Consider the following 24358-nt stretch of genomic DNA (forward strand, 5'->3'; position numbering starts at 1 on the left):
GGAGCGATGTGCGGCTCGTGAGACGCTTGCGTCTCGCGGTGGAGCAAAAACCGCGAGGCTCGCGTGGCTCGCCTCGCTGTGTGACCTCAGGGGATATTTTGGCGTCGTGGTCGACGCTTAGAGGTCCTGCACTTCCGAGAGCAGTTCCTCGTAGTCGGGTTCGTTCGTCGGATCCTCGGCGATCCAGTCGTAAGCGATCGTGCCGTCGTCGTCGATGATGAACACCGAACGGTTCGCGACGCCGAGGAGGCCGAGGTCGTCGATGTCGATCTCGACACCGTACTTGTCGATGGCGCTCCGTGCCATATCGCTGAGCAGCGGGAACTCGATGCCGTGTTCCTCGCGGAAGGCGTTCTGGGAGAACGCCGAGTCGGCGCTCACCCCGTACACGCTCGCGCCGGCGGCCTCGAACTCATCGCTGTGCTCCTGCAGGGCAACCATCTCGTTCGTACACGGTGGCGTGAACGCGCCCGGGAAGAACGCGAGAACCACGGGGCCGTGACCGATCACGTCGTCCAGATAGAACGCCGACACGTCGCCGTCAGCCTGGGTTACGGAGAACGTCGGTGCGTCGTCGCCGATAGTGGGGGTCTGTGACATCGTCACTCACCATATCGGACGCGAGCGACCAAAATGTAATGGGTGCAACTGCTAGCTGGACACGGGTCGAGCGGCGCCGGGGCGCTTAGACCCAGCCTTCTTCGACGAGGAGTTCGCCGTTGAGCAGCGAGGCGCCCGCTGCGCCGCGGATCGTGTTGTGCGCGAGGCAGTTGTACTTCACGCCGTTGTCGGTCGTCTGGATGCCGCCGGCGGAGATCTGCATCCCGTCGCCGCGCTCGCGATCGAGGCGGGGCTGCGGCCGGTCGAAGTCCTCGAAGACGTGAATGAGCTGGTCGGGCGAGGAGGGGAGATCCACGCTCGGGAATTCCCGCATCGCTTCGGCGACGTCCTCGGTCGAGACGTCCTCGGCCGTTTCGGCGAAGACGTTCTCGAGGTGGCCGTCGAGCGTCGGAATGCGGTTACAGGAGGCGGCGACGTCCATTCCGTGGAGGTCGATCTCCGCGCCGTCGAACTCGCCGAGGAGCTTTCGGGACTCGGTTTCCATCTTCTCGTCCTCGCCGTTGATGTGCGGGATGGCGTTGTCGATGATCTCCATCGACGTGACGCCGGAGTAGCCCGCGCCGGAGACCGCCTGCAGCGTCGAGACCTGCACGGCTTCGAGACCGAACTGGTCGAGCGCCGCGAGCGTCGGGACCATCGTGATCGTCGAGCAGTTCGGGTTCTTCACGAGCGCGCCGTCCCAGCCGCGTTCGTCGCGCTGCACCTCGATGAGGTCGAGGTGCTCGGCGTTGATCTCGGGGATCGTGAGCGGGACGTCCGGGGCCATCCGGTCGTTCGAGGAGTTCGAAGAGACCACGTAGCCCGCGTCGAGGAACTCGGGTTCGACTTCGGCCGCGACGCCGGACGGGAGCGACGAGAAAAGCAGATCGACGTCGTCCGGAACGTCTCCCGGCGTCGTCGCGCCGACGGTCATCTCTGCGACGTCGTCCGGGATCGGCGTGTTCACGCGCCACTTCGCCGCCTCGCGGTAGGTCTTGCCCGCGCTGTCTTCCGAGGCGGTGAGCGCCGCGAGTTCGAACGTCGGGTGGTCGTCGAGGAGTTGGATGAATCGCTGTCCCACTGCGCCCGTTGCGCCGAGGATACCGACACGTACTGTCATTACCGTGGGCGTGGGAGACACACACATAAGGCGGTTTGGATTTCCCGCGTATTTCACGAACGTTCAGATACGTCGCTAACATCGGGAGAGAAATTGAGTAATATACGGTATCCGAGATACTTGAATAAGATTTTTCACCAAAACTGCGTCTGCCCCCCTCGATGTCGGCGCTTTTTTGAGTTCGACAGGCCGCGGACAGATCGACGATCGTCGAATACCCCTTCGTGCAGAACCGACAGATAGACGTGCCGCGTTTCAGAACGTTTCGACAAATGTTCAGCAAGGTTCTCGTCGCCAATCGCGGAGAGATCGCCCTGCGAGTGATGCGGGCGTGCCGCGATCTCGGTGTCCGCACCGTCGCGGTCTACAGCGACGCCGACAAGCACGCCGGGCACGTCCGGTACGCCGACGAGGCGTACAACGTCGGTCCCGCGCGCGCCGCGGACTCGTATCTCGACCACGAGGCCGTCATCGAGGCCGGACGCAAGGCGGGCGCCGACGCCGTCCACCCGGGCTACGGCTTCCTCGCGGAGAACGCCGAGTTCGCCCGAAAGGTCGAGGAGAGCGAACTGACCTGGATCGGCCCGTCCGCTGACGCGATGGAGCGCCTCGGCGAGAAGACGAAAGCCCGCGCGCTGATGCAGGAGGCGGACGTGCCGGTCGTCCCGGGGACGACAGAGCCGGTCGAGTCCGCAGACGAAGTCAAGGACATCGCCGCAGAGTACGGCTATCCGGTCGCGATCAAAGCCGAGGGCGGCGGCGGCGGGCGCGGGCTGAAAGTCGTCCGCTCCGAAGACGAGGTCGAAGAGCAGTTGGAGACGGCCCAGCGCGAGGGCGAGGCGTACTTCGACAACGCCTCCGTCTACGTCGAGAAGTACCTCGAAGCGCCGCGGCACGTCGAGGTGCAGATCCTCGCCGACGAGCACGGGAACGTCCGGCACCTCGGCGAGCGCGACTGCTCGCTCCAGCGACGCCACCAGAAGGTGATCGAAGAAGCGCCGTCGCCGGCGCTCGACGCCGACCTCCGCGAGCGGATCGGCGAGGCGGCCCGCCGCGGCGTTCGCGAGGCCGACTACACCAACGCCGGGACGGTCGAGTTCCTCGTCGAGGACGGGGAGTTCTACTTTATGGAGGTCAACACGCGGATCCAGGTCGAACACACCGCCACCGAGGAAGTCACCGGGATCGACGTGGTGAAGTGGCAACTGCGCGTCGCCGCCGGCGACGAGCTCGACTTCGCACAGGCGGACGTCGAGATCGAGGGCCACGCGATCGAGTACCGGATCAACGCCGAGGACGCCGCAAACGACTTCGCGCCCGCGACGGGGTCCCTGGAGACGTACGATCCGCCCGGCGGCATCGGCGTTCGCGTCGACGACGCCGTCCGACAGGGCGACGAGATCGGCGGCGACTACGACTCGATGATCGCGAAACTGATCGTCTCCGCAGGCGACCGCGAGGAATGTCTCGCACGCTCGGAGCGGGCGCTCTCGGAGTTCGAGATCGAGGGGATCCAGACGATCGTTCCGTTCCACCGCCTGATGCTGACCGACGAGGCGTTCCGCGCGGGCGAGCACACGACGAAGTACCTCGACGAGGAACTTGACCGCGAGCGGATCGACCAGGCAGTCGAGAAGTGGGGGTCGGCCGACACGGTTGCCACCACCGACGCGGACGGTGAGAGCGACGAGACCGACGCCGAAGAAGTGACCGAGCGCGAGTTCACCGTCGAGGTCAACGGCAAGCGCTTCGAGGTCAACCTCGAAGAGCGCGGTGCCCCTCCGATGCCAGACGTCGAAGCGATCAGCAACGGCGGCGGGGCTGGCGGCCAGGGTGCACAGGCGACGCGCTCGCGACCCGAAGAAGCGACGTCGGAAGACGACGACGAAGTCGTCATCGAGGGCGAGGGCGAGCAGGTCGCTGCCGAGATGCAGGGCACGATCCTCTCTGTCGAAGTCGAGGAGGGCGAGGAGGTCGCCGCCGGCGACGTCGTCTGCGTCCTGGAGGCGATGAAGATGGAGAACGACATCGTCACCGAACGCGGCGGCACCGTCACGCAGGTCCTCGTCGAGGAGGGCGACAGCGCGGATATGGGCGACGTGCTCGTCGTCCTGGAGTAGGAGAAAGCAGATGAACGAGACCCGACGCGCGCTCGTGGCCGCGCTCGCCGACGGTCCCGTCTCGGGGCCGGTGCTCGCCGAGCAACTGGGCGTCTCGCGAGCGGCCGTCTGGAAACAGGTCGAGGCGCTCCGCGAGGAGGGCTTCGCGGTCGAAAGCGGCGACGACGGCTATCGCATCGTCGACGTGCCGGCGTACGGGGCCGCGGCGATCGAGTTCGGACTTGAGGCACCCTACCGGATCGAGTATCACGACGAAATCGGGAACACGAACCATCGCGCCCGTGAACTCGCCGACGAGGGGGAATCCGACGTCGTCGTCGTCGCCGACGAGCAGACCGGGAGCCGTGGACGCTTAGAGCGCGAGTGGACCGCGCCGTCGGGCGGCATCTGGGCGAGCGTGCTCGTCCGCCCGCAACGCCCGCCCAGCGAGGCCCCGATGTACACGCTCGCGGCCGCCGTCGCCATCGCCAGTGCAGCGCGGGAGGTCGGCGTCGACGCGCAGATCAAGTGGCCAAACGACGTGCTCGTGGCCGGGGGCGGGGAGACGGCCGAATCCACGCAGACGGAGCGAAAGCTCGCCGGGATTCTGACCGAAATGGAGGGCGAGGCCGACCGCGTCTCGTGGCTCGTCGCGGGCTGTGGCGTGAACGCGAACATCGACCGGGAGGACCTCCCGTCGGGAGCGACGAGCCTCCGCGCGGAAGTCGGCGACGTGGATCGACGCGTGTTCCTCCAGCGGATGCTGGAGACGTTTTACGATCTGACGGCCGAAGACGCCGATCTCGACGCAGTCCTCGATGCCTGGCGCGAGCACGCCGCGACGCTCGGCCGACGGGTCCGGGTCGAAACCCCGCGTGGAACGATCGAAGGGGAAGCTGTCGACATCCGCTTCCCCGGAAGTCTCGTCGTACAGACTGACGACGGCGAGGAAGTCGTCCACGCGGGCGACTGCGAACACTTGCGGCCCAGCTAGCGCTCGATCTTCGAACAGCGGCCTGCAGAAAAAGCCGAGCCGAACGTGGTCCGCGTCCGCGGCAGACAGCGTCGTGGTGTCTGGTGTGACTGCCTACGAGATTCGCGACCCCGGAGTCGCGACACCCGACAGCCGACGGTCGGATAGCCGACAGTATCAGTTCCCGTCGCCGCCGTCAGTGAGCGGGCGGCCGCCGGCGGTGAGAACGCCGTCGGCGATCTGGCGGGCTTCAGCCGGTGACGGGCGGGTGCCGTCGACGAAGCGCGAGCCGAGTTCCTCGACGACGTTCATCACGTCGGAGAGGTCGCCCTCTTCGGCGACCTCGGCGAATACGTCCTCGTACGCGTGCGTTTCCCAGTGGCTGATCTCGTAGTCGTAGGTGTCGGTCTTCGAGGCGACTGCGTACCGAAGCTGTCGTGCCGCGTCGGACGGGTTCATACCTGTAATAACGGGAGCTGGATACTAAAATGTACTCAGACTCGAAATCGAGTTAATAGTGCAGTAGCGGCGCTGTCTATCGGTTCTTCGCCCGACGGAACGCGACGCGGCGCTGGTACGACACGCACCGAGTATAGTCGCGTTTGCAACTGAGTACACAGCCAATCGCACGACTGCGTGCGATTCGGTGGGTGAAGACGTGCAAACGCTACTATAGAGACGTTTACAGCCGAGACGTTTAGGACCGCCGCGAACCGTGCGCACGTATGGTGAACGAAGACCGGACGGCGGTCGCACGGCAGGCGGCCGAGGCGGGCGCGGCCGTCGCAGTCGAGCGCTTTCGGACCGAGATCGACGTCGAGCAGAAAGAGGGAAAGACAGACGTCGTGACGCAGGCCGATCGCGACGCGCAGGTGGCCGTCATCGACGCCATCAGGGAACCGTACCCCGAAGACGCGATCGTCGGCGAGGAAGAGGACGAACTGAAAGTGATCCCCGACTCCGGCGCGGCGTGGGTGATCGACCCGATCGATGGGACGAACAACTACGTCCGCGGCACTCGCGTGTGGGGGACCGCGGTCGCTTCGGTCCGGGACGAGGAGCCGCTGGCGGGCGCGACGCACTTCCCTGCGCTCGACGACGTTTACTGGACGGACGGTGAGCAAACGTACCGGAACGGTGATCCCGTCACCGTCTCGACCACTGACGATCCGGAGGCCGGCGTCGTCGCGCCGACGCTGTGGTGGGACTTCGACGCCCGCGATCAGTACGGGCGGGCCTGTCAGGCCATCGTCGACCGCTTCGGTGACCTCCGGCGCGTCGGTTGCGCGCAGGCCGCCCTCGCGGGCGTCGCCGACGGGTCGCTCGACGGCGTCGTGACGAATCTGCGAGCCAACCCCTGGGACACAGTCGCCGGCGTCGCGATGATTCGCGCGGCCGGTGGGACCGTCACCGACCTCGATGGCGAGCGCTGGCGACACGATTCGGTCGGCCTGGTCGCCTCGAACGGGCACGTCCACGAGACGATGTTGGACGCCGCCCAGGAGATCGGCCGGATCGAATGAACCGGTATTCGGCGGACGCCTCCGTCGTTCGGCGTATGTAGCCCCACCACATCCAAAGCGGCAAGTCGCTGGGGGTATCACCGGTTACTATGCAACTGGACGAGACGGACAGGGCGATTCTGCGGATCCTCCAGTCTGACGCGCGGACGCCGTTCAGCGAGGTCGCACGGCAGATCGAGATGTCGAGTGCGACCGTCCACGATCGTGTGAGTCGGATGGAGGACGCCGGCGTCATCGAGGGATACCACGCGAAGATCGATCCGCGGGCGATCGGTCTCGGAACGTCGGCGCTCGTCGGTCTCCGAATCGAGCAGGGGAACGAGAACGACGCGCTCGAACGGCTACGGGAGATCGAAGGGGTCCAAGAAATTCATCTCACGACGGGCGAGTGGGACGTCGTGCTCCGCGTCTACGCCGAAGACACCGACAGCCTCCGCGAACTGATGTTCGACAACATCGCGAACGTCGAGGGGTTCTCCCGATCGCAGACGATGGTGATCCTCGCGACTGATCTCGAAGAGCGGCCGCTGCCGATCTGATAGCCGGGATCGCTCGACCGGCCTGCGGGCACGCGGACGGCGCACCACAGACCGGAATCCTCAACACGCCCGCCGTCGGCTTTTCGCGTATGTCAACAGTCGCCGAACGCGTCGGCGTCGATCCCGAGCGGCTCTGGGCCGGGGGCGTGGCAACCGCGCTCGTCGCGCTCGTGATCGGATCGCTCGTCCTTCCCGAGACCGTCTACGACGGCTTCATCTGGCACTACTTCTGGGGCCCCGTGCAGGCGGACGCGAACTCCGCCGTCTGTGCTATCCGCCCCGGAAGCACCGTCGAGTATCTGTACAGCTCGCAGGCGTGTGCGAGCGCCGCTGAGCCCGTTGCGTACCCCGGCTACACGCTCGTCTCCGAAGTCGGCTATATGGTGACGCTGCTCGTCGCGCTCACCGGCGTCGTCTTCCTGCTGCGGCGACTCGACCTCGGCACCGACAGGGAGTTCTTCTACGCGCTGCTCCCGTTCGTCTTCTTCGGCGGGGCGCTCCGCGTCGTCGAGGACGCCAACGACGCCGTCCCCGCCGCGGACGCCCTCATCACCTACCCGCTCAACACGCTGTTTATCAGCCCGATCATCTACTTCACCGTCTTCGTGATGACGCTCGTCGCGGTCGTCGCCACCGTCTGGGCGTCGCGTTCCGGCCTCGTCGAGCGGTACGACCGCCTCCTGTTCGGGGTCGGCTCCGTCGTGTTGGTCGTCACGCTCGGTTACCTCTTCTCGCTCTTTCTCACGGGGGCTGAGGGCGTCGAGTTCTATCCGCAGGTCCTCGGGACCGTGCTCGTCGGAGCGACGATTACCGCGGGCGCGACGTGGTGGCTCATCGAGCGGTTCGCGCCGGCCGTGAACGAGGGGACCGGGCGAATCGGCTTCGTCATCCTCTGGGGGCACGCCATCGACGGCGTCGCGAACGTCATCGGCCTCGACTGGATGACCGCTCTCGGAGCGGGGCCGAATCTGGTCCCGAAACACCCGGTCAATCAGTTCGTCGTCGACGTCACCGGCTCGCTCCTCCCGGCGTCGGTGCTGGCGGTGACCGGCGACACGTGGCCGTTCCTCCTCGTGAAACTCGTCGCTGCGACGTTCGTGCTCTGGGTGTTCGAAGACGAAATCTTCGAGGAGAGTCCGCGCTACACGATGTTGTTGCTCGTGGCCGTCCTCGCGGTCGGGCTCGGTCCGGGCACCCGAGATATGCTCCGCGCGACGTTCGGCGTGTAGGCGGTCGACTGTTCGTATCCGGACAGAACTTCGCGACGAACGCTTTTATACTGAGACGCGGCCAGTGCCCGCATCACTCACTAGCGTACCGCGCGACGATTTGCGGGAGTCCGACACCCCGTCGCGCGAGCCGCGCCGTCGGTGTCGGCTGTTATATAGGGATCATCGTAACTGTTCGGAGAGTCTCGCCGTACCGTCCGGCGAGAAATCTATGGACACTTACGATAACCCCTATAGTAGCATTTGCAAGTCTTCACGCATCCGATCGTACGCTGTCGTGTGATCGGATGGGCAATCAGTTGCAACTGCTACTATAGCTCCGCACGCCAGCTCACGCCGCCACGAGGGAGACCGAGTCACGGGAACGGGTGGTAGGGCCGATCGGGCTCCGGTTCGAATCCGAGGTCTGACGGGACGGACCGCGCGCGTTCCCCGAAGAACGGGCTCCCCTGGAACAGCGGTTGGGCTTCGGGCACGAGTACCCGGACAGCCTCGAAGCCGAGCGAGGCGACGTCGGCCGTCGTCGTCCGCGCAGCGTAGGCGTCGAGTCCGGCGTCAGCGACTCGCTCGACCGCCGCTGTGAGTTCTGTGGTGCCACTCGGGGGCTCCTCGGGGCCGACGCGTTCGGCCGGGACGCTCGCGTCGCCGTCGACGAAGTCGCGAGCGGCCTCGGGGAAGTCGGCGTACTCGCCGATCGCGCCGCCCTCTGCGGAAGCCTGCTTCGGTCCCATAGACCGCAGTTCCATCCAGTTCTGCAGCGCCTCCGCCAGTGCCGACCTCGCGGCGTCGGTCGGATCGAGCGACGCCCCCGACCCGACGGCGAACCGCGGCCACTCCCCGTCTCTGTGGACGGCCGCGGCCACGACCGGCACGTCGACGTCCTGGGTCACGAGCAGCGCCGTCACCGACAGGTCTTCCGCCCGCGCCCGCTTGCAGAGTTCGTCGTAGCCGGGGTCCGAGACCGTGAGTTCCAGCGGTTCGAACGTCGAGTACCACGCGAGCATCGTCGCGTCCCGCTCGACGACCTCGTAGAGGCCCGACAGCAAGGCTTCGACCCCCGAGTTTCCGAGCCCCAGTCCCGTCGTGATCGCCGGCTTGTACTGCTCGGCTGGTGGCGGGTAGTGAACGAACTCCGCCGGCAGCGACACCGTCTCGTCGGTTCCGAGGTCGACGCCCGAGACCCAGGGAATCGGCGTTTCGGGGTCCGGGGCCTGATAGTCGTCGGGCCGGACGAAGCGCGACGGCGAAACCGGGCGCGCCCGCGTCCGCTCGGGAGCGACGGTGAACTCCGAGCCGCGGTAGACGCCGGCGCAGTAGCGTTCCAGCGCCTCCCCGAGTGCCTTCATAAACGCGGCGTCCCAGTCGGGATCGACGCCGGCCGCGAACTCGGCCGCGCGAGCGTCGCTGAACCCTTCGGTGTCGGCCGTCTGTGCGAGGTAGTACGGGACCGGAAACGACTCGCGCTCGCCGACCTGCGCGACGATTCCCGTCCGCTCGTCGAGGGCCCGTTCCGCGCGGGCCAGTGAGTCGTCGAGGTCGACTGCTCGGTACTCCCGCCGAACGCTTCGATCGCGCGACGTCGGGTCGGGTACCGGGAGAATCGGCCGCTCTGCGGTTATCTCCGTGCCGGAGACTTCGACGACCGTTCCGGAAACGTCGTCATCGCCCGTGAGAAGTGCGATGGCCCGTCGACCAGCGATCGCGCCGGCGAGTCGAACCGCGCTGCGCTCCCCAGACGGCGTTCCGGTGGAGTCGGTCGTCGCAGCAACACGCGCACGCAGATCAGCGAAACTGACTCCCGCGGCGCCGAACACGGAGACGCCGGCGTCGACGGATTCGACCACGTGCCCACCGACGCCGCCGATTTCGACCACGACAAGACGCTCGCGTGGGCCGACAGCGTCCTCGACGTCGCTTCCCGCCGGGACGACGACGAGCGTCAGTGCCGGGTCCTCGGCAGCCTCCACTACGCGTGCGTCGATGTCCTCGAAGGCGGCCGCCGCGGCCGCTGCAGCGGGACCGCTTCCGACGAGTTCGATCTCGTTTGTCACAGATTCGCCGTCGGCCGTGACGAAGAAAAAGCAGCGGGGTCCGACTCGATGGCCCAGGCTCGGGGCGTCTCCACCGGGATCAGAGAATATACAGACTATACTGCGTTAAAATTAAATACACACTGGTAAATTATACAACGTATGTCCTCTGAATCGAACGTGCTCGATTCCGACGTCGAGCACGTCATTTCGTCGGCCCTCCAGTCGGCTTCGGACGTCGTGTACGTACTCGATCCGACGCCGGAGATCGTGGTATCGCTCGTCGAGGTCGCCGCCGAGGCAGCGTCCCCGCCCACGATTCGTGTGCTCGCTGACAAGCAGTTGTTGAAGGACGTGATGGACGATTTCCTCGTCGCGAGCAACGCCGCCGATCTCGTTGTTTCCGGAACCCTCGAACTCCGCGTTACGGCGGAGCCGGTCGAAAACACCCTGCTCGTGACCGACTCGTCGGTCGTCGCCGTCGTCAGCGCCGGTGACCAGGTGGCCGGGTTGCAAACCGACGACGAGGCGTTCGTCGAGGGCGCAAACGACGCCTACAGTGAGCAGTTCCAGGAAGCCGAGGAATTCCGACTTCGAACACCCGCGCTTTCGGCAGTCCGTACGTCCCTCGAAGAGGACCTCGGCGAAGCGGTCCGTTCGGACTTCGACGCGGTTCTCGGGGTGCTCGAAACGGTCCGAAGCGACGGACCGGGACTCGACGAAGTCACGATCAGCCTGCTCGTCGCAGCGAAGAACGACGTGCTCCTGTACGACGTCTCGAAGTGGGGCGAGGACGTGGGCATCGCCAGCAAGGCGACGTTCTCGCGGACGAAGACCGAACTGGAGGATCTGGGCCTGATCGAGACGGAGAAGGTCCCAATCGACGTCGGTCGACCGCGCCTGCGGTTACGACTCGGCGACGACCGGCTCCACGATGCGGATCCCGACGAACTCGTGACCGCCGCGCGCGACGTTCTGGAGTGACGGTTGTCGGAAGACAGACGGGCGGATGAGAGAGCCGTCCCGCCATTCTAATGCACGTTTGTGACGATTTCACCGTCAGTCGGATCCAAAGTGAACACACTTATTGGGTGGACGGGCCCCCTATGACGTATGGACTACAGCCACGTCCGCGACGTCGACCCGGACGTCGCAGACGCGCTCTCCGGCGAAGTACAGCGACAGCGGGACACGCTGGCGATGATCGCGAGCGAGAACCACGCGAGTGAGGCGGTTCTCGAAGCGCAGGGGAGTGCGCTCACGAACAAGTACGCGGAGGGGTACCCGGGCGAGCGGTACTACGCGGGCTGTGAGTACGCCGACGAGGTCGAGAACCTGGCGATCGAGCGAGCGAAGGAGCTGTGGGGCGCAGAGCACGTCAACGTCCAACCGCATTCGGGGTCGCAGGCGAATATGGGCGTGTACCTCGCGATGCTGGAACCGGGCGACAAGATCCTCTCGCTGGATCTGACACACGGCGGGCACCTCTCGCACGGTCACCCGGCGAACTTCGCGGGGCAGACCTACGAAGTCGAACAGTACGAGGTCGACGCCGAGACGGGTTACGTCGACTACGAGGGCCTCGCCGAGATCGCCGAGGAGTTCGACCCCGACATCATCGTCTCCGGGTACTCCGCGTACCCCCGCGAGGTCGACTTCGAGCGCGTGCAGGAAGTCGCAGACGACACCGACGCGTACCACCTCGCGGACATCGCACACATCACAGGCCTCGTGGCAGCGGGCGTCCACGAGTCGCCGGTCGGCGTCGCGGACTTCGTGACGGGGTCGACGCACAAGACGATCCGCGCGGGTCGCGGCGGGATCATTATGTGCGACGAGGAACACGCCGACGCGATCGACAATGCGGTCTTCCCCGGCGCTCAGGGCGGCCCCCTGATGCACAACATCGCGGGCAAGGCCGTCGGCTTCGGCGAGGCGCTCTCCGAGGAGTTCGACGCCTACGCCGAACAGACGGTCGACAACGCCAAAGCGCTCGCCGAGACGTTCTCCGAACACGGTCTCGAAGTCGTCTCTGGCGGCACGGACAACCACCTCGTGTTGGTCGACCTGCGGCCCTCGCATCCCGACACGACGGGCAAAGACGTCGAGTCGGCGCTCGAAGAGGCCGGGATCGTGATGAACGCGAACACGGTCCCCGGCGAGACGCGCTCGGCGTTCAACCCGAGCGGAATCCGTCTCGGGACGCCAGGCGTCACGACGCGTGGCTTCGACGAGGCGGCCACCCGCGAGGTCGGCGAACTCGTGGTCCGCGTGGTCGACAACTACGACGACGAGGACGTCGTGGCAGACGTCGCAGACCGCGTACAGGAACTCTGCGAGGAGTTCCCGCTGTACGAGTAAGCCCCGAAACACACGACACGCCGTTTTTTCGACGCATCTGTCTCGTTTTCAGCGCGGAAACCCACACGTTTGAAGTGTGCTACCGACCCCTATAGCGTATGACCGAGATCATCGACGGCAACGCTGTCGCCGAAGACGTCCGAAACGGCCTTCTGGACAGCATCGAGACGCTGACCGACGCAGGGACGACGCCCTGTCTCGCCACCGTCCTGATGAACGACGACCCTGCGAGCCAGACGTACGTCTCGATGAAGCACAAAGACTGCGAGGAAGTCGGAATCGCGACGCGTGATATCGAGATCGACCCCGAAGCCCCCGCAGACGAACTCTTCGAGACGGTCGACGAGCTGAACGCCGACCCCGAGGTACACGGCATCCTCGTCCAGATGCCGCTGCCGGACCACGTCGACGAGCGGGAGGTCCTGCGGCGTATCGACCCCGCGAAGGACGTCGACGGCTTCCATCCCGAGAACGTCGGTCGACTCGTCGCCGGCAACGCCCGATACAAGCCCTGCACGCCCCACGGCGTCCAGAAGCTCCTCGCGGCCGCGGACGTCGAAACCGAGGGCGCAGACGCCGTCGTCGTCGGCCGCTCGAACATCGTCGGCAAACCGATGGCGAACCTCCTGATCCAGAAGGCCGAGGGCGGCAACGCGACCGTCACTGTCTGTCACTCCCGAACTGATGACCTCGCCGAAAAGACGCGTGCGGCCGACATCGTCATCGCCGCGGCTGGCGTCCCCGAGATGATCACCGGCGAGATGCTCTCGGAGGGGACCGTCGTGATCGACGTCGGAATCAACCGCGTCGAGACCGACGAGGGCTCCGAACTCGTCGGTGACGTCGACTACGAGAGTGCAGAAGAGAAGGCGAGCGCGATCACGCCCGTCCCGGGCGGCGTCGGGCCGATGACGCGCGCGATGCTCCTGTGGAACACTGTCAAGGCCGCAGGCGACGTGGCCGGGATCGAGGTCGACCTGCCGTAGGCCGCGGGCGACTCCCTGTTACGATATCGCCGTCCCGCTTTTCAGCCACCGAAACCGCTCGGTCCCCCCGGGCCGTCTGTACCCCGTGGTCGGGACGGTCCGCCGCCCGCGATCGTCGTGTGCGTGGCTTCCGGCCGTGGTTCGACTTCTTCGCCGTCGACGAATCGGACGAACGAGAGGTAAAACGGTCGTCCGCACGGACTCCCCGCGGTCGGATCTTCGACGTCGTCCGCGTCGCTCCGCTCACCCGTCCACCGCAGAGCGTCGACCTCGTCGCCACCCTCGCCACAGACGAAGCGAACGCCGTCGGTCGCCTCGAAATCCTCGTCGGGCTCGGCGTACTCCCACCCAGCGAGGGGGTAGGGTGTGACCGACTTATCAGCGAGGTAGCCCTCCCGTTCCAGTTCGACGACGGCACCGCAGTGTGGACAGTAGTACGTGACCGGATAGCTCATTACGCAGGTAACGGGCTCGAATGGACTTAACGCCCGCGCCGACAGGGATTTAGGCCGCATCGAACGCTCGGGATGGGCTACCCAGCATTCAAATACGATTGGGGGACCAGCGACCGCGTGCGCTGATGACGGCCGGGAGACGTGACGCGGGAGTGCGGCACGGCGTCTCGCCGGAACGCGGGTGCCGCCTGTTCGCCAGCTACTCTGAGACGGTCGATGTAGCGGACCGCCCGTCGACGTAGCGGAACGCGACGCCCGCGCGTCGGGCCGCCTCCTCGTCTCGCTGGGAGTCGCCGACGAACACGGCGTCGGCGGGGTCTACGTCGATCTGACGGAGCGTTTCGAGCAGCGGCTCCGGATCGGGTTTCCGCGTCGCCACGGTGTCGCGTCCGACGACGGCGTCGACGTGGGGGTCGAGCCCGTGAACGTCGAGCGCGGTCCGGCAGGCGTCTTCGCAGTTCAGCGAGCAGACGCCCTCTGCTTGGTACTGGCCGACTTCGTCGGCGTGCGGAAGCCGTTCGGAGCGCTGTGCGCCGTCGCGCTCGTGGCTCGCGATGACGGTCTCGACGTCGTCGCGGAGCCCCGACTCGTCGGCGAGTTCCAGGAGCTCCCAGAGATCGATCCCGGCGGCGTCGATCCCGGCGTTTTCGAACACCGTGGCGACGTCACCGGTGACGATCTCCCAGTCCACAGGGAGGTGTACGATGGTCCCGTCCAGATCCCAGACGACGGCATCGAACTCCTCGAGGGGTGGCACCTGTGTCGGGTGGTTAGTCATCAGCGGTCGTAGGAGCGCGAGGTGAAAAGGCGCTTCGGAAGACCTGACGCTTCGGAAGGCCTACTCCGCTGATTCCCACTCGCGAAGCGCGTCACGGACGTCTGCGGGGTCGGCGTCGAGACCGCCACCCTGTGCGAACGGCGGCCCGCCACCGCCACCGCCCCCGTACTCGTCGGTGACGGCGTCGACGACGTCGCCGGCGTGGACACCGCTCTCGGATCCGGCCGCGACGACGACGTAGGGTCGCTCGTCGCCACCGACAGCACCGACGACGCCCGCGTCGTCGACCGCTTCTTTCGCCGCCTCGCCAGCGTCGTTGGGATCGACGCCGTCGAGCACGCCGAGTCGCCACGTCGCACCCTGCTTCTCGACGGCTTCGAAGCCGTCGATCGCGTCAGCGACGGCCGCCTGTTCGAGTTCGCGAACGCGGTCCTGGAGATCGTCGCGCTCGGACCGGACCGCGACTGCCGTCTCCGCGAGGTCGTCGACGTTCGTTTCGAGCGCCGCCGCGGTCTGCCGGAGCGCGTGGTGCCGCTCTGCGCTACGGTCGATACCACCCGGTCCGACAGCGAACTCGACGCGAGTGAGTCCCTCGCCCGGATTCGACCGATCGAGGACCGTGACCGGGCCGATCTCTCGCGTGTTCCCGACGTGGGTGCCCCCACAGGCGGCGACGTCCCAGCCGTCGATGTCGACGATCCGGACCGTGTCGGCGTCGTCCATCACGCCCTCTTCGGTCTTGGTGTTGAACGCGACGTCCTCGCGAGCCGTCGCTTCCTCGGTCGGGACTTCCTCCCAGCTCACGTCCAGGGAGTCCCACACGGCTCGATTGGTCAACCGCTCGAGCTCGACGAGCGTCTCGTCGTCGATGTCGGTCGGCGTGGTGAAGTCCACGCGAACCTTCTCCTCGGCGATGTCGAAGCCGCCGTAGCCGAGATCCTCGAGGAGGCGACGTCCCGCCCCGTAGAGCACGTGGCTCGCCGTGTGGGCGCGCATACAGTAGGTGCGGAAATCGTCGTCGATCATACTGGAGACTGTGTCGCCGACCTCGAAGTCGGGCGAGGACGCAAGCGTGTGGTGCACGGCGTCGCCGTCGTCTTGTACGTCGACGACCCGGATGCCGTCGATCGTTCCTCTGTCCGCAGGCTGTCCGCCGCTCTCGGCGTAAAAGTACGTGGTGTCGAGCGTCACCGTCCGGTCGTCGAGAGCGACGACCTCGGCGGTGAACTCGCGAACCTCGGGGTCTGCCGGGGCACGTGTTCGCATACGAGCCGCTGAGGGTGTCGGGAGACAAAAATGGTGGCAGTTCACCCGCCCGGTGCGCCGTCGCTTCGAGGGCTGACTACTCGTCGACCAGTTCGACGTCGAGCCGCTCTTCGAGCGCCCGGACGAGTGACCCGCCGACGCCCGCGCGCGTCGCACGTCCCTGCTCGACGGCGACGACGTCGGCCTCTTCGACGTCGAGTTCGGCCGCCAACTCCTCGGTCGTCAGTCCCGCGTCCTGTCGTGCCGCCTCGACGCGGTCCCCGTAGCCGGTAACGAGGTACGGGAGCCGGTCCTGTTCGTAGTCGGTCCCCTCTTTCTCCCAGTGGCTCGCGTCGCCTTTCGCCTGGTCGTACATCCGCGCTTGTTTCTGGGCCGCGCGCTTGCTGCGGGACGTCTCAGAGTCGTCGTAGCCGGCCCCGGAGTCCGCTCCCGAGGACGCGCTGGTCGTCTTTTGTGAGTCGTCGTGTGGCGCACAATCCTCACAGACGAGGAGTTCCGCGCCGGCGACGTTGGCCCGGCGGAGATTGCCGGTCGAGCGACCGCAGAGTTCGCAACTGTCGCCGTCGCCACCGCCGCTTCCGCTTCCGGTGGAGTATTTGGGCATAGCACTCCGTACTGGCTCCACGGTTTAAAACGTAGCCCCGTCGACGCCGCGCCGCCTGTTGCCGGGGCTGACAGCCGTCGACGACTTTCGGAACCGAGCGCGACGGCCGTGGCTATCGAGTGTAGCTTCGGAAGGATTGTGCGTGGGTGCTGTGTCCCCGAAGGGATGAGCACCTGCATCGAGTGGCGGATTGTTCCGCCGTGCGATGCGTGGGACCGGATTTGAACCGGCGGACCCCTATGGGACAGCGCCCTCAACGCTGCGCCGTTGGCCTAGCTTGGCTACCCACGCTCGCAGTGTCGTATCGTGCAATCACTGGTTGTCCGGGGTAATTTAAATGAGTTTCCTTTCGACGGCGGGAGTCGCTTCTCGCAGCCGGCACCGTTTTTACCGCTCCGTCCGGCCATCAGGTATGGAACTGCGTGCCCGCGATCACGTTCTCGAACTCACGACGGCACTCACGGTGGTTTCGCTCGCCGCGGTGTTCGGAGCCGTGCTCGGTGCGATCCCTCCCTCTGTCGTCCCTGAGGCGCCCGCAACGCTACTCGAGGCGATTCCGCATATCAACGCTGCGCTCAGCACGGCCGCGATCGTGACGATCCTCCTCGGCGTGCGCTTCATCCGACAGGGCGACGTCGGGCGGCACCGCGCGATGATGCTCACGACGCTCGGGTTCTTCGTCGCGTTCCTCGTGCTCTACCTCTACCGGCTCATCCTCGTGGGAACCGCCGACTTCCCCGGACCGGAGATCGTCTACCAGTTCGTCTATCTGCCGATCCTCGCGATTCACATCCTGCTGGCGATCGTCTGCATCCCGCTGTTGTACTACGTGCTGTTGCTCGCGGTCACACGTTCGATCCCCGAGATCTACGACTCCGCGCACAAACGAATCGGTCGCATCGCCGCCTCACTGTGGCTGATCTCTTTTTTCCTCGGCAACGTCGTCTACGTGATGCTGTACGTCGTGTACTGATACCGTCGGATCCACCGATGAGAATGTGCTCGGCACCTGCCGGGGTCCACACTACTTCTCGAACGTCTATCCGGCAGTACGAGGCTCCGAACATATTCGGCGGCATCGACATATGGATCGGCGGCTTACGGACAGTATGGCGCAGCCTCAGGCTCGGTCGACGACGGAGACGACTGTCGACGTGCGCGCGACGGGCCACGTCCGCGATGCGCTCGGCACGTCACGGCTCACGTACACCTTCGAGGGCGACACGCTACGCGAGTTCGTCGAGGCGTTCTTCGCGGAGTACGACGTCCGCGACCTCGTGATCGCCGAAACCGAAGCAGACTCGACCACTCGGGGCTGGGCGCCAATCGACGCGGCCGACGTCCCCGGGCATCTCCGAAAGAACCCGGACGGCGAGCGAACGCGCGCTTACGCGCGAATCCTGATCAACGGGCAGTTCAACGAGAACCTCGAGGGATTCGATACGGAACTGCAAGACGGCGACAGGATCGCGCTCGTCTATCCGTTCCTCTTCTGTCTGTAGCCCGTCGCTGTCTGACAGTACTGTAAGGGGACTGCAGAACGTTGCCGTCGACGGGACTGCAGAACGTTAGTCGTCGGCGTGGGCGGGCTCACCCTCGCCGATGACCGGCCGCTGGACGTCGCGGTCGGTCTCCTCGCCCTCGATGTCGTAGGGATACTCGCCGGTGACGCAGCCGAGACAGAGATCAAGCTTCGACGCTCCGAGAACGTCGGCGACGGAGTCGACGGAGAGGTAACCGAGACTGTCGGCGCCGATCTCCTCGCAGATCTCCTCGATCGAGCGATCGGCCGCGATGAGTTCCTCACGGGAAGCCATATCGATCCCCATATAACACGGCGCGACGATCGGCGGCGCACCGATGCGGACGTGGACCTCCTCTGCGCCGGCGTCCCGGAGCAGCGACACGAGCTGTCGGGACGTCGTTCCGCGGACGATGCTGTCGTCGATGATCGTGACCGAGCGTCCCTCGATGGTGCTCTTGATGGGGTTGAGCTTCAGTCGGACCGCGCGCTCGCGCTCGTCCTGCGTCGGCATAATGAACGTCCGACCGACGTAGCGGTTCTTCATCAGTCCCTCGGCGAACTCGACGGCGTCGTCCGCTTCGTCGCGTTCCGTCCCGTCGGCGGTCGTCTCGTTGGCTGCCTCGGCGTAGCCGGAGGCGAACGCGCGGCCGGAGTCTGGGACGGGCAACACGACGTCCGTCTCGACGCCGGACTCCTCCCAGAGCTTTCGCCCGAGGTCGCGACGGGCCTCGTAGACGAGCGTGTCGTCGATGACCGAGTCGGGGCGGGCGAAGTAGACGTGTTCGAAGAAGCAGTGGGCGGTGTCGTCGTTCTCGACGAGTTGATAGGTATCGTATCCGGAACCGTCCGGTTCGAGGACGACGAGTTCGCCCGGTCGAACGTCCCGGACGAGTTCGCCGCCGAGCGTGTCGATCGCAGCCGACTCGGAGGCGACGACGTAGCCGTCCTCCAGTTCGCCGATGCAGAGTGGACGGTTCCCCTGCGGGTCGCGGACGGCGAGGACGGTCTCGTCGTGCATAATCGTCAGGGCGTACGAGCCGTGAATTCGATCCATCGTCCGCTTGACGGCGCGGACGAGGTCGGCCTCCAGGAGGTTCCGCGCGAGGTCGTGAGCGATGACCTCCGTGTCACCGTCGGATGTGAACGCGTGGCCCAGATCGGCGAGTTCCGCGCGGATCTCGTCGGCGTTGACGAGGTTGCCGTTGTGTGAGAGCCCGAGCGACCCGGACTTGAACGAGACCGAAAACGGCTGGGCACAGGAGGCGTTGACGCCGCCCGAGGTGGGGTAGCGGACGTGACCGATTCCAGTCTGTCCCGCCAGCGAGTCGAGGTCGGACTCGTCGAAGGCGTCGCCGACGAGGCCCATCTCGACGTGGCTGTGCTGTTGGAAGCCGTCGTGAGTGACGATTCCCGCGGACTCCTGCCCGCGGTGCTGGAGCGCATACAGCGAGTAGTACAGCGGACGTGCGGCCGCCCGCTCGTCGAGCGCGACACCGACGACACCGCACTTCTCGGTCGGACCGGAGAGGTCCGCGCTCGTCGGTGTCCCGTGTGTCGGTCCCGCGTTCGTCGTCTCGCGTCCGGGAGTGGGGTTCGAAGGGTCCCGCCCGTCAGGCATATGCGAGGATACGGATGCCGGGGGCTAAAAACCCGTCCATATGCTACCTTCGTCCGATAATCCGGGGCAGAATGTACACACACGTGTATATCCGCGTGGCCGCTATCAACCGAGGAAGGCGCCGTTCGATCGTCGGTAGTAGGTGGTCGTTCCACCGTCGGTTTCGATCCGTTTCGACGCGAGGTACTCTGCGTCGCGCAGGTTTATGACGGCTTCGCGGACCTGGCGCTCAGTCACATCCATCGGTGCGACGTCGACCTCGTCGTCATCGTCGTCCTCGCAGTCACTCCACGTGTCAGTTTCGGGCGTGGCGACAGTGCCACCATCTGCGAGGAGGTCGTGGAGCTCGGGGACGGTGTAGGCTCGCGGTTCGATGGCGTCGAGGAACTCTGCGACCGAACGTTCGACTTCGGTCCACTGCTTGCCGGACTCCCACTCGTCGTCACTGATAGGCATACGCGCCGGTCGAACGGCACCGGAAAAAGTATTTTGCCAGATTAGACTCGGTCCGGCCGACACTCACTGCGGGCCTGTGAGGTCGACGCGCTGTTCTACCGTATCGACGGCCGTGATTACAAAAAAGCTCCCAGACGGCGTAGACGCGAGCTACTCCTCGTCGTCTTCGTCGACGTCCTCGAAGTCAGCGTCGACGTACTCGTCGCCATCGCCGGCAGCGCCGCCCATATCACCCATTCCGCCGGGGCCAGCACCGGCAGCGCCGCCAGGACCTGCTCCTGCAGCACCCGCGCCGGCGCCGCCCGCACCGGCTGCCTGCTGGGCTTCGTACATCTGCTTGCCGATCTCCTGCAGTTCGGTGGTGAGCGCTTCGGTGACCTCTTCGAGGTCCTCTTTCGTCGCGTCCTCGTCTTCGAGGGTCGCCTCGACGTCGTCGATCTTCGCTTCGATCGACTCGCGGAGGTCGTCGTCGACGTTCTCTTCGTTCTCTTCGAGGAGCGTCTCCGCGCGCTGGATCGTGCTCTCGGCCTCGTTGCGGGCCTCGATGCGCTCGCGGCGCTGTTCGTCCTCTTCTGCGTGCGCCTCGGCTTCGTCCTGCATCCGCTCGATCTCCTCGTCGGAGAGGCCAGCGCCGCCCTCGATGGTGATGGACTCGGCGTTGCCGGAGCCTTTGTCCTCGGCTTCGACGTTCACGATTCCGTTCTCGTCGATGTTGAACGAGACTTCGATCTGGGGCGTTCCGGCTGGGGCCGGCGGGATGCCGGTGAGCTGGAACTCGCCGAGCAGTTCGTTTTCGTCTGCGATCTCACGTTCTCCCTGGAAGACCCGAACGTTCACGGACGTCTGATTGTCCGCGGCCGTCGTGAAGATCTTCGATTCCTCGGTCGGGATCGTCGTGTTCTTGTCGATGAGTCGCTCGAAGAGGCCGCCCTTGACCTCGATACCGAGGCTCAGCGGCGTCACGTCGAGCAGGACAATGTCGTCGACCTCGCCACCGAGGACGCCACCCTGGATCGCCGCGCCGAGCGCGACAGCCTCGTCGGGGTTGACGTTCTTCTTCGGCTCGATGCCGAGCATCTCCTCGACGTTCTCGTGGACCTGCGGCATCCGGGTGGAGCCGCCGACGAGGATGACTTCGTCGATGTCGCCCTTATCGTAGCCGGCGTCTGCGAGCGCCTGCTCGGTCGGGCCGACGGTGCGCTCGATCAGATCCTCGGTGAGCGACTCGAACTTCGCGCGCGAGAGCGTCTCTTCGAGGTGGACCGGGCCGGTGTCGGTCGCCGTGATGAACGGCAGGTTGATCGTCGTCTCCTTTCGCGAGGAGAGTTCGATCTTCGCTTCCTCGGCGGCGTCCTTCAGTCGCTGGAGCGCCTGCCGGTCCTCGCGGAGGTCGATGTTGTGCTCGTTTTTGAACTGCTCGGCGAGCCAGTCGATGATGGCCTCGTCCCAGTCGTCGCCACCGAGGTCGTTGTCACCGTTCGTCGCGACGACCTCGTAGACGCCGCCGCCGAGGTCGAGCACGCTCACGTCGAACGTCCCGCCACCGAGGTCGTAGACGAGAATCGTCTGATCGGAGTCGTCGTCGAGACCGTACGCCATCGACGCCGCGGTCGGTTCGTTGACGATGCGCTCGACCTCGAAACCGGCGATCTCGCCGGCGTCCTTGGTCGCCTGGCGCTGGCGGTCGTTGAAGTACGCCGGGACCGTAATGACGGCCTTCTCGATCTCGTCGCCGAGATAGTCTTCGGCGTCGCGCTTGATCTTCTGGAGGATCATCGCCGAGATCTGCTCGGGCGTGTACTCGTCGTCGTCGATCTCGACGCTGTAGTCGTCCTCCCCCATATGCCGCTTGATCGAGCCGATCGTGTGCTCTGGGTTCTGGATCGCCTGATTCTTCGCGGGCTTGCCCACGAGTCGCTCGTCGTCGTCGGTGAACGCCACCACAGAGGGCGTGGTGCGGTCGCCCTCGGAGTTCACGATGATCTCCGGGTCGCCCCCTTCCATCACCGCGAACGCGCTGTTCGTGGTGCCGAGGTCGATACCGAGGATCTTGTTGCTCGCCATCTTGCCGCCAACTACTGGTCTAAATCGGTTAAAGGTTACTAGACGGTGGCAGCCGGGGGTGAATCGAGAGCCTCCGCTGTACTGCGGTTTTCCTGTGTGGTTGCCTGTCAGGTAGTAGGATTTATATTGAAGCGCACGTCAGCCGCCTCGGGCCGGCCGGGGAGGAGACGGCGACGACCGACTGGTCCAATTGGATGATTGCGTCCGCTCAGATGATCGAGTCCGATCAGATCACTTCCGGCCCCGAGTCGAGTGCCCCGAGCACCCCTTCGAGGACCGACTTGCGCCCCTGTGACGCGAAGAACTCGTGGCCGCCGTCGTACTGGCGACGGTTCGACGGTGGGGTACGCGCTTCGATCGCCGCCGGATCGACGACTCGATCGGCCGGGGTGTAGAACACGGCGTCGTCGTCGTCGAAGGGACCAAGTCGCGACTGAGCGTCCCGAATCGTCGCCAGGAACGCCGGCGAGAGTCCGCTCGGACCGGTCTCGGCTTCCGCGGGCGACTTCAGCGTGCCGACCGCGTCGGCGTCGAGTTCCGGATCGTAGAGCCGCCTCGCGGTCGGGAGCCGCTCGAAGACGGCGAGGATTGCGCGGTCGAGCAGGCCGTCGGTTTCGACGCCCCACCACGGACTGAGGAAGACGTTTCGAACGTCGTGGTTCCTCGCGAGGTGTTCGGCGATCAGTCCGCCGGTGCTGTGACTCAGGAGGACGTCGAAGTCGTGCTCGCGCACGTACTCGTCGAGTGGTGCGAGATACTGGTCGTCGAAGTCCCAGACGTTCGTCGGAATCGTGACCGCGTGGACCCGGTAGTCGGCTTCGAGCAGCCGCGTGAGGAGCCACGCGACGTGTTCGTGTGTCGGCTTGTTCCCCCAGCCGAGGACGAAAAGCAGATCGTCGCCATCGGTCCCGCGGCGCGTAATCTGCATCCGCGGGGTCGCGCGGCCGAGGGACGAGCGTGGAAGGTGCATACGCCCGAACCGTTCGGAGCGCAGAAAAGTCCTCGCCACGACGGTACTGCCGGACGGGCCCCCGGCGTCCGGCGTCTGCGCTGCGACTCAGACGATGACGTCTCGCACGTCCGCTGCGCCCGCACGGCGGACGACCGCGCGGACCACGTCTTGGGCGCCCGCGAGGTTGTCGGAGTCGCCGTCGAGGACGAGGAGTTTCGCCTCGCGATCGGGCTCGATGACGCCGTAGTTCAACCCTGCAATCTCCGCGCCGTTGACAGTCGCCATCTGCAACACCTCGCTCGCCGACACGTCCGCGAGTTTGGCGGCGAACTCCATCTCGCGGAACATCGACGGCGAGTTCAACATCACGTTGTCGGTGCCGAGCGCGACCGTAGTCCGTTCGGTCAGTTCCCGGATCGGCGGCACGCCGACGCCGGTGACGAGGTTCGATCGCGGACAGACGACCACCGGGATGTCGTTGTCGGCCAGCCGTTCGTAGTGGAGCGGTTCGGGGTGGACCATATGGACGAGAAAGTCCGGATCGAGGTCGAGCGCGGCGTTGATGTCGTGGGGGTCGCGCTCGCCAGCGTGGATTCCGAACAGCTTCTCGGCCTCGCGGGTGGCGTTCCGCAGGCGGTCGAAGTCGGCGTCGCGCGCGCCTGAGGCACCGAACCCGTCGGATGCGTGCATCGCGTCCTCGGATTCGCGGCCGAGGACGACCGGGTCGATCGGGAGGCTGGCGGCCGCCTCACGGATGTATTCGACGCCCTCGACGCCGCCCTCGCGGAACTCGATGCAGGCGGCCGTCCCGGTCTCGCTCATCAACCGGAGCGAGCGACGCATCGCGTCGACGGTCTCCTCGCGGCTCGCCGCTCTGAGGAGTTGGTGCTTCAGTCCGTCCGGCGGCGCGACCAGTTCGTCCAGCGAGAGGCCCGCACCCGCTTCCTTGGCGATCGAGTCGCCGATGTGCGTGTGCGCGTTGACGAACGCCGGGAGCACGATGTCGTCGGAGTAGACGTCGGCTTCCTCGACGGCCGTGATCACGCCGTCCTCGACGACGACGCGGCCCCGGATGGGTTCGAGTTCGGGCCCTCTGAGTACGGTCCCCTCGACGATCATTGCGCGAGTGTCGCCAGCCCAGCGGCTTGAAACTCCCGAAGCGGAACGATCTCGTCGTGCG

General features: G+C 65.9%; 23 protein-coding genes and 1 tRNA gene. 10 read left to right on the forward strand and 14 right to left on the reverse strand.

The genetic code is table 11. The annotated features are described in order from the left end of the window. Positions 1–117: 117 nt before the first annotated feature. Both D3D02_RS07895 and asd read right to left on the reverse strand, forming a co-directional pair. Positions 118–600 carry a redoxin domain-containing protein gene (locus D3D02_RS07895; RefSeq protein ID WP_121569425.1) on the reverse strand — a complete coding sequence of 161 codons (483 nt, stop codon included), beginning with the start codon at positions 598–600 and terminating at the stop codon, positions 118–120. Positions 601–685: 85 nt separating this feature from the next. Continuing rightward, positions 686–1720 carry an aspartate-semialdehyde dehydrogenase gene (asd, locus tag D3D02_RS07900; RefSeq protein ID WP_121569426.1) on the reverse strand — a complete coding sequence of 345 codons (1035 nt, stop codon included), beginning with the start codon at positions 1718–1720 and terminating at the stop codon, positions 686–688. A gap of 272 nt (positions 1721–1992) precedes the next feature. Between asd and D3D02_RS07905 the strand changes: the two genes are divergently transcribed. Further along, a complete protein-coding gene (locus D3D02_RS07905) occupies positions 1993–3840 on the forward strand; it encodes an acetyl-CoA carboxylase biotin carboxylase subunit (protein ID WP_121569427.1) in 1848 nt (615 codons plus the stop codon). A 10-nt stretch (positions 3841–3850) separates the two neighbouring features. Further along, a complete protein-coding gene (locus D3D02_RS07910) occupies positions 3851–4813 on the forward strand; it encodes a biotin--[acetyl-CoA-carboxylase] ligase (protein ID WP_121569428.1) in 963 nt (320 codons plus the stop codon). Positions 4814–4969: 156 nt separating this feature from the next. Here the strand turns inward: D3D02_RS07910 and D3D02_RS07915 are convergent, their stop codons facing one another. Then, entirely contained in the window at positions 4970–5251 is a 282-nt protein-coding gene (locus D3D02_RS07915; protein WP_121569429.1) for a hypothetical protein, read from the reverse strand. 266 nt (positions 5252–5517) lie between these two features. Between D3D02_RS07915 and D3D02_RS07920 the strand changes: the two genes are divergently transcribed. The 3 genes from D3D02_RS07920 to D3D02_RS07930 all read left to right on the forward strand — a co-directional run bounded on the left by D3D02_RS07920 (position 5518) and on the right by D3D02_RS07930 (position 8083). After that, positions 5518–6315 (forward strand): inositol monophosphatase, encoded by a 798-nt coding sequence (locus D3D02_RS07920; RefSeq protein ID WP_121569430.1) that lies wholly within the window; start codon positions 5518–5520, stop codon positions 6313–6315. Positions 6316–6404: 89 nt separating this feature from the next. Then, positions 6405–6854 (forward strand): Lrp/AsnC family transcriptional regulator, encoded by a 450-nt coding sequence (locus D3D02_RS07925; protein ID WP_121569431.1) that lies wholly within the window; start codon positions 6405–6407, stop codon positions 6852–6854. Positions 6855–6943: 89 nt separating this feature from the next. Beyond that, the gene (locus tag D3D02_RS07930) at positions 6944–8083 is read left to right on the forward strand and encodes a DUF63 family protein (protein ID WP_121569432.1); all 1140 of its coding nucleotides are present in this window, start codon (positions 6944–6946) and stop codon (positions 8081–8083) included. A gap of 356 nt (positions 8084–8439) precedes the next feature. Here D3D02_RS07930 and D3D02_RS07935 read toward each other — a convergent pair whose 3' ends face one another. Beyond that, entirely contained in the window at positions 8440–10134 is a 1695-nt protein-coding gene (locus D3D02_RS07935; RefSeq protein WP_121569433.1) for a YcaO-like family protein, read from the reverse strand. A 141-nt stretch (positions 10135–10275) separates the two neighbouring features. Between D3D02_RS07935 and tbsP the strand changes: the two genes are divergently transcribed. The 3 genes from tbsP to D3D02_RS07950 all read left to right on the forward strand — a co-directional run bounded on the left by tbsP (position 10276) and on the right by D3D02_RS07950 (position 13460). Next, entirely contained in the window at positions 10276–11097 is an 822-nt protein-coding gene (gene tbsP, locus D3D02_RS07940; protein ID WP_121569434.1) for a transcriptional regulator TbsP, read from the forward strand. A 129-nt stretch (positions 11098–11226) separates the two neighbouring features. Continuing rightward, a complete protein-coding gene (gene glyA / locus D3D02_RS07945) occupies positions 11227–12474 on the forward strand; it encodes a serine hydroxymethyltransferase (RefSeq protein ID WP_121569435.1) in 1248 nt (415 codons plus the stop codon). 98 nt (positions 12475–12572) lie between these two features. Then, complete coding sequence (locus D3D02_RS07950) at positions 12573–13460, forward strand: bifunctional methylenetetrahydrofolate dehydrogenase/methenyltetrahydrofolate cyclohydrolase (protein WP_121569436.1); 888 nt, start codon at positions 12573–12575, stop codon at positions 13458–13460. Positions 13461–13501: 41 nt separating this feature from the next. On the opposite strand, the gene D3D02_RS07955 is transcribed toward D3D02_RS07950, so the two are convergent. The 5 genes from D3D02_RS07955 to D3D02_RS07975 all read right to left on the reverse strand — a co-directional run bounded on the left by D3D02_RS07955 (position 13502) and on the right by D3D02_RS07975 (position 16854). Further along, on the reverse strand, positions 13502–13915 hold the full coding sequence (locus D3D02_RS07955; protein ID WP_121569437.1) for a hypothetical protein: 414 nt from the start codon (positions 13913–13915) through the stop codon (positions 13502–13504). Positions 13916–14114: 199 nt separating this feature from the next. Then, positions 14115–14693, reverse strand: coding sequence for an HAD family hydrolase (locus tag D3D02_RS07960; RefSeq protein ID WP_121569438.1), 579 nt, complete (start codon positions 14691–14693; stop codon positions 14115–14117). A gap of 60 nt (positions 14694–14753) precedes the next feature. Then, positions 14754–15959 carry a DHHA1 domain-containing protein gene (locus D3D02_RS07965; RefSeq protein ID WP_121569439.1) on the reverse strand — a complete coding sequence of 402 codons (1206 nt, stop codon included), beginning with the start codon at positions 15957–15959 and terminating at the stop codon, positions 14754–14756. A 76-nt stretch (positions 15960–16035) separates the two neighbouring features. Beyond that, complete coding sequence (locus tag D3D02_RS07970; protein WP_121569440.1) at positions 16036–16563, reverse strand: multiprotein-bridging factor 1 family protein; 528 nt, start codon at positions 16561–16563, stop codon at positions 16036–16038. A 206-nt stretch (positions 16564–16769) separates the two neighbouring features. After that, positions 16770–16854, reverse strand: a tRNA-Leu gene (locus tag D3D02_RS07975). Between the two features lie 121 nt (positions 16855–16975). Between D3D02_RS07975 and D3D02_RS07980 the strand changes: the two genes are divergently transcribed. Beyond that, complete coding sequence (locus D3D02_RS07980) at positions 16976–17536, forward strand: DUF420 domain-containing protein (RefSeq protein WP_121569441.1); 561 nt, start codon at positions 16976–16978, stop codon at positions 17534–17536. A 136-nt stretch (positions 17537–17672) separates the two neighbouring features. Beyond that, entirely contained in the window at positions 17673–18065 is a 393-nt protein-coding gene (locus tag D3D02_RS07985) for a MoaD/ThiS family protein (RefSeq protein ID WP_233560603.1), read from the forward strand. A gap of 66 nt (positions 18066–18131) precedes the next feature. On the opposite strand, the gene purF is transcribed toward D3D02_RS07985, so the two are convergent. The 5 genes from purF to D3D02_RS08010 form a co-directional block, all read right to left on the reverse strand. Next, a complete protein-coding gene (gene purF, locus D3D02_RS07990; protein ID WP_121569443.1) occupies positions 18132–19706 on the reverse strand; it encodes an amidophosphoribosyltransferase in 1575 nt (524 codons plus the stop codon). A 105-nt stretch (positions 19707–19811) separates the two neighbouring features. Next, a complete protein-coding gene (locus tag D3D02_RS07995; RefSeq protein WP_121569444.1) occupies positions 19812–20162 on the reverse strand; it encodes a hypothetical protein in 351 nt (116 codons plus the stop codon). Between the two features lie 150 nt (positions 20163–20312). Then, positions 20313–22226, reverse strand: coding sequence for a molecular chaperone DnaK (dnaK, locus tag D3D02_RS08000; RefSeq protein WP_121569445.1), 1914 nt, complete (start codon positions 22224–22226; stop codon positions 20313–20315). Positions 22227–22452: 226 nt separating this feature from the next. Beyond that, a complete protein-coding gene (locus D3D02_RS08005) occupies positions 22453–23196 on the reverse strand; it encodes an alpha/beta hydrolase (RefSeq protein WP_233560604.1) in 744 nt (247 codons plus the stop codon). A gap of 87 nt (positions 23197–23283) precedes the next feature. Then, positions 23284–24297 carry an amidohydrolase family protein gene (locus D3D02_RS08010; RefSeq protein WP_121569446.1) on the reverse strand — a complete coding sequence of 338 codons (1014 nt, stop codon included), beginning with the start codon at positions 24295–24297 and terminating at the stop codon, positions 23284–23286. Between the last annotated feature and the right edge of the window lie 61 nt (positions 24298–24358).

The sequence above is a fragment of the Halobellus sp. Atlit-38R genome, assembly GCF_003665925.1.
GTDB lineage: Archaea > Halobacteriota > Halobacteria > Halobacteriales > Haloferacaceae > Haloquadratum > Haloquadratum inordinatus.